Source organism: Paenibacillus sp. 01L418 (assembly GCF_056400045.1).
Genome location: NZ_JBFTSN010000526.1, coordinates 1 through 3,893 on the forward strand (window position 1 = coordinate 1; position 3,893 = coordinate 3,893).

The 3,893-nt window shown below is 45.9% G+C and carries 5 protein-coding genes; 4 read left to right on the forward strand and 1 reads right to left on the reverse strand.

The window, feature by feature from the left end; translation table 11 throughout:
• Nucleotides 1-124: 124 nt before the first annotated feature.
• Nucleotides 125-406: a TetR/AcrR family transcriptional regulator gene (locus AC1DSE_RS31935; protein WP_477511356.1), complete on the reverse strand. Its 282-nt coding sequence runs from the start codon at nt 404-406 to the stop codon at nt 125-127.
• A 230-nt stretch (nt 407-636) separates the two neighbouring features.
• On the opposite strand from AC1DSE_RS31935, the gene prmA reads away from it, so the two are divergent.
• The 4 genes from prmA to AC1DSE_RS31955 form a co-directional block, all read left to right on the forward strand.
• Nucleotides 637-1,635, forward strand: a complete 999-nt coding sequence (gene prmA / locus AC1DSE_RS31940; protein WP_477511357.1) for a 50S ribosomal protein L11 methyltransferase — start codon at nt 637-639, stop codon at nt 1,633-1,635.
• Nucleotides 1,635-2,309: a site-2 protease family protein gene (locus AC1DSE_RS31945; RefSeq protein ID WP_076266879.1), complete on the forward strand. Its 675-nt coding sequence runs from the start codon at nt 1,635-1,637 to the stop codon at nt 2,307-2,309. Before prmA ends, AC1DSE_RS31945 begins: the two co-directional genes overlap by 1 nt.
• A 111-nt stretch (nt 2,310-2,420) precedes the next feature.
• Complete coding sequence (locus tag AC1DSE_RS31950) at nt 2,421-3,197, forward strand: RsmE family RNA methyltransferase (protein ID WP_339203463.1); 777 nt, start codon at nt 2,421-2,423, stop codon at nt 3,195-3,197.
• A gap of 5 nt (nt 3,198-3,202) precedes the next feature.
• On the forward strand, nt 3,203-3,893 hold a 691-nt coding region (locus AC1DSE_RS31955), incomplete at its 3' end, for a radical SAM protein (protein ID WP_477528812.1).

Consider the following 3,893-nt stretch of genomic DNA (forward strand, 5'->3'; position numbering starts at 1 on the left):
TGGGCTAGTATAGCCTTCAGTCCCTTTTATTCGTTTGAACCATTAAATATGAGCTGCTACTAGAAGCTCCAGCTGTGCAGGGCGCAGCGATTGGACGAGAATGTCACGCCATTCGCTGTACTTGCTATGCTTTCGAACCGCAGTGAATAACCGGCATTTGCTGCGCCTGCTCAACGAACTCTCTGTATTCTTTTTGGCCGCTTTCTACCAGCGCTTGGAATATGTCCTCTTTTGAGCGAAAATATTTATAAACGTTGCCAACGCTAATGCCGGCCGTTGCAGCAATATCAGCTATCTTGGTTGCTGGCAATCCTCGCCGTGCTATCACATGCATCGCTGCTTCTAGTATTTGGCGCTGCCGCTCATCACGCAGCTTCTGATCTTTTTCAATATTTCTAGGTGACATAATTGCAGTAAACCTCCCGACGATAAAAAGCTTGCTGGAATTGTAATTATCCTCTTCCAGATTCCGTAACGATTGTAGCATAAATACAGCAGTCGGTCTCTTGTGTCATTTTTTTGTGCAAAGGCACTACTCTGGTGTACAATAGATGTTAGGTTTTTAAAGCGAAACGTTTGTCTAGTCGACCGCGGTCGGCGATAGCCGTTTACGATTGGCATTGGAGGATATTACATATGAAATGGTTTGAACTTACAATTTCAACAACTGAAGAGGCGCAAGAGATGATATCCAACTTTTTGCATGAGATGGGAGCAGGAGGCGTATCCATTGAAGAATCGGGTACACTCAGCAAACAGCGTGATACATCATTTGGACAATGGTACGAAACGCCGCTTAACGATATTCCAGAAGGCCAAGCGATCATCAAGGGCTATTTTGGAGAAGACACCGATACCGATGCGTTAGTTGCAGCGATTAGACCTCGTGTCGAAGAGCTTCGTGAATTTGATATTGATCCCGGAACTGTAGAATATATCGTTGCAACTGTAGATGATGAGGATTGGGCGACTGCATGGAAGCAATATTTCAAGCCGATTCGCATTTCCGATAAGTTAACGATTAAGCCAACTTGGGAAGAGTATGAAGCAGGTCCGGATGAGCGCATAATCGAGCTGGATCCAGGAATGGCTTTTGGAACAGGGACACACCCTACGACCTCATTGTGTCTGCAAACGCTCGAGTCTGTCATTCGCGGCGGAGAAGAAGTCATTGATGTCGGCACAGGATCGGGAATACTCGCTATTGGAGCTTGTCTGCTAGGCGCGAAGAGCGTACTTGCGGTTGACCTTGATCCCGTTGCTGTTTCCAGTGCCAAAGAGAACGTGTCGCTAAACAATCTTTCGGAGAAAGTTGAAGTGCGGCTTAGCGATTTGCTTGGTGTAATTAAGGAAGAATCTGCTGGAGGAGAACAAGCAGCTGCGAATGGCGCTTTTAGAGTTACCGTGCCCGTAGATCTTGTTGTTGCTAATATTTTGGCAGAAATCATCCTGATGTTTGTGGACGATGTATTTGCGGCATTAAAACCAAACGGAATTTATATTGCTTCCGGCATTTACAAAAATAAAGAAACCGATGTAGAAGAAGGATTAATTCGTCATGGATTTGAAATTATTGAGAAGCGCCGCGATGAGGATTGGATCGCAATCGTAGCGAGAAAGCCACAGGTGATTTAATGGACTTGCAAAGCTTTTTGCGATTTCCGCTGGAGGATTTGCCATTTATCGTATTGGCTTTAATTATTGCATTTACCGTGCATGAGTTCGCTCATGCTTACAGCGCTTATAAATTTGGTGATGATACTGCTTATAATGCTGGACGTGTAACCCTAAACCCGCGTGTGCATCTGGATGTACTAGGGACGCTGTTGATTCTCATTGCCGGATTTGGATGGGCGAAGCCCGTACCGGTAAATCCAAGCAAATTCAAAAGTCCGAGAATGATGAGCATTGTAGTGACCGCAGTAGGACCGTTAAGCAATTTGCTCATGGGTACGATAAGCATTTTTATTTATGTTGCGATTTTGGCTTCAGATATTTTAAGCGGAGCATCTGTCGGTGTGGATGCAGCTGTACATCGATTTTTTGATTATTTTATTTGGTATAATTATTTATTGTTTATTTTTAACCTTATTCCGCTTCCTCCGCTTGACGGCTACCGGATCATCGCAGATCTGTTGCCGCTAAAGCTTCGTTACAAAATGGATCAAAATGTGCAGTGGGGAATGTTTATCTTTTTATTAATCGTATTTATTCCGCCGCTTCGTAAAGTAACACTTGATCCTGTACTTGGGTTAGGCGCAGATTTAATGAACAATACGTTTGCGTGGGTTTACCAGATTTTCTTATAGAGGCTAGGCGGCCGTTCGCAGGCTGCTGGCAACGGTTTCTGATAGATTTAGTGAACACAAACATGTTATTATGAAGGATGGAATTTGTTTAAGGGTGGTTGGAAAAAGATCATGCAACGATATTTCATAGCGGCGGAGCAATTTAGCGACTCTGAAATCCGCCTAATCGGCGACGATGCGCATCACGCCGCAAGGGTTATGCGCACGAAGCCAGGCGATAAGTTTATTGTCAGCGATGGGGAGTCGCGCACGGCGCTTGTCGCTGTGCTTGAAGCATCTGCAACACTCGTAACCGCAGAAATTGTTGAGATGCTAGGCAATGATAGTGAGCCGAAATGGGCAATAACGCTCGCTCAGAGCTTGCCTAAGGGCGACAAAATGGAGCTTGTGATACAGAAAGGAACAGAGATTGGTGCTTATGCATTTGTTCCCTTTCAGTCCGAGCGCATGGTCGTTCAATATGATGCAAAGAAGGAAGCAAAGCGCATAGAGCGATGGAGTAAAATTGCGAAGGAAGCGGCAGAGCAGGCACATCGCAACCGTGTTCCGGCGATTGAGCCGCTGCATAGCTGGCGTGAGCTCATAAAGTCTATGTCCAATTACGATTTGGTTTTATTTTGTTATGAGCGTGAAGGTCATCTTGCCCATGGCAGAGGCGTTCGCACAGCGATTAACGAATGGACCGAACAAGCAGGCGAAGTGAGCTCACCGAAAGTACTGCTCATTATTGGTTCTGAGGGCGGCTTCACGGATCGTGAAGCGGACGAGGCAGAAGCAGCTGGTGCTGTGCTGGTTGGACTAGGCAGAAGAATATTACGAACGGAAACAGCGGGCATCGTAGGATTAACCTGCTTATTATATGAATCCGGAGAAATGGGAGGAGCGTAACAACTATGCCAACAGTCGCATTTTATACGCTGGGCTGCAAAGTAAACTTCTATGATACAGAAGCGATCTGGCAGCTATTTAAAAACGAAGGTTATGAACAGGTCGATTTCGAATCGACTGCTGATGTTTACTTAATTAATACATGTACGGTAACCAATACGGGAGACAAGAAGAGCCGTCAAATCATTAGACGCGCTGTTCGTCGCAACCCCGATGCTGTCATTGCGGTCACGGGCTGTTACGCTCAGACCTCTCCAGCAGAGATTATGGCTATTGAAGGCGTCGATCTTGTCATCGGGACACAGGACCGGGAGAAAATTATGACGTTCGTGAATCAAATTCACGATGATCGCCAGCCGGTTAACGCCGTCCGCAACATTATGAAGACTCGTGACTTTGAGGAACTGAATGTACCGGACTTCTCGGAGCGGACGCGTGCTTTCTTGAAAATTCAAGAGGGCTGCAATAACTTCTGTACGTTTTGTATTATTCCATGGTCACGCGGTTTATCTCGCAGCCGTGCTTCAGAAAGCGTGCTAGAGCAAGCTAGACAGCTCGTTGCATCCGGCTACAAGGAAATTGTGCTGACGGGTATTCACACTGGCGGCTATGGCGATGATATGGAAAATTACAATCTAACAAGTCTGCTATGGGACTTGGACAAGGTAGAGGGACTAGAGCGCATTCGAATTAGTT

Coding starts and splice junctions, on each gene's coding strand:
- AC1DSE_RS31935 (WP_477511356.1), bottom strand. CDS start 406: ATGTCACCTAGAAATATTGAAAAAGATCAGAAGCTGCGTGATGAGCGG.
- prmA (WP_477511357.1), top strand. CDS start 637: ATGAAATGGTTTGAACTTACAATTTCAACAACTGAAGAGGCGCAAGAG.
- AC1DSE_RS31945 (WP_076266879.1), top strand. CDS start 1,635: ATGGACTTGCAAAGCTTTTTGCGATTTCCGCTGGAGGATTTGCCATTT.
- AC1DSE_RS31950 (WP_339203463.1), top strand. CDS start 2,421: ATGCAACGATATTTCATAGCGGCGGAGCAATTTAGCGACTCTGAAATC.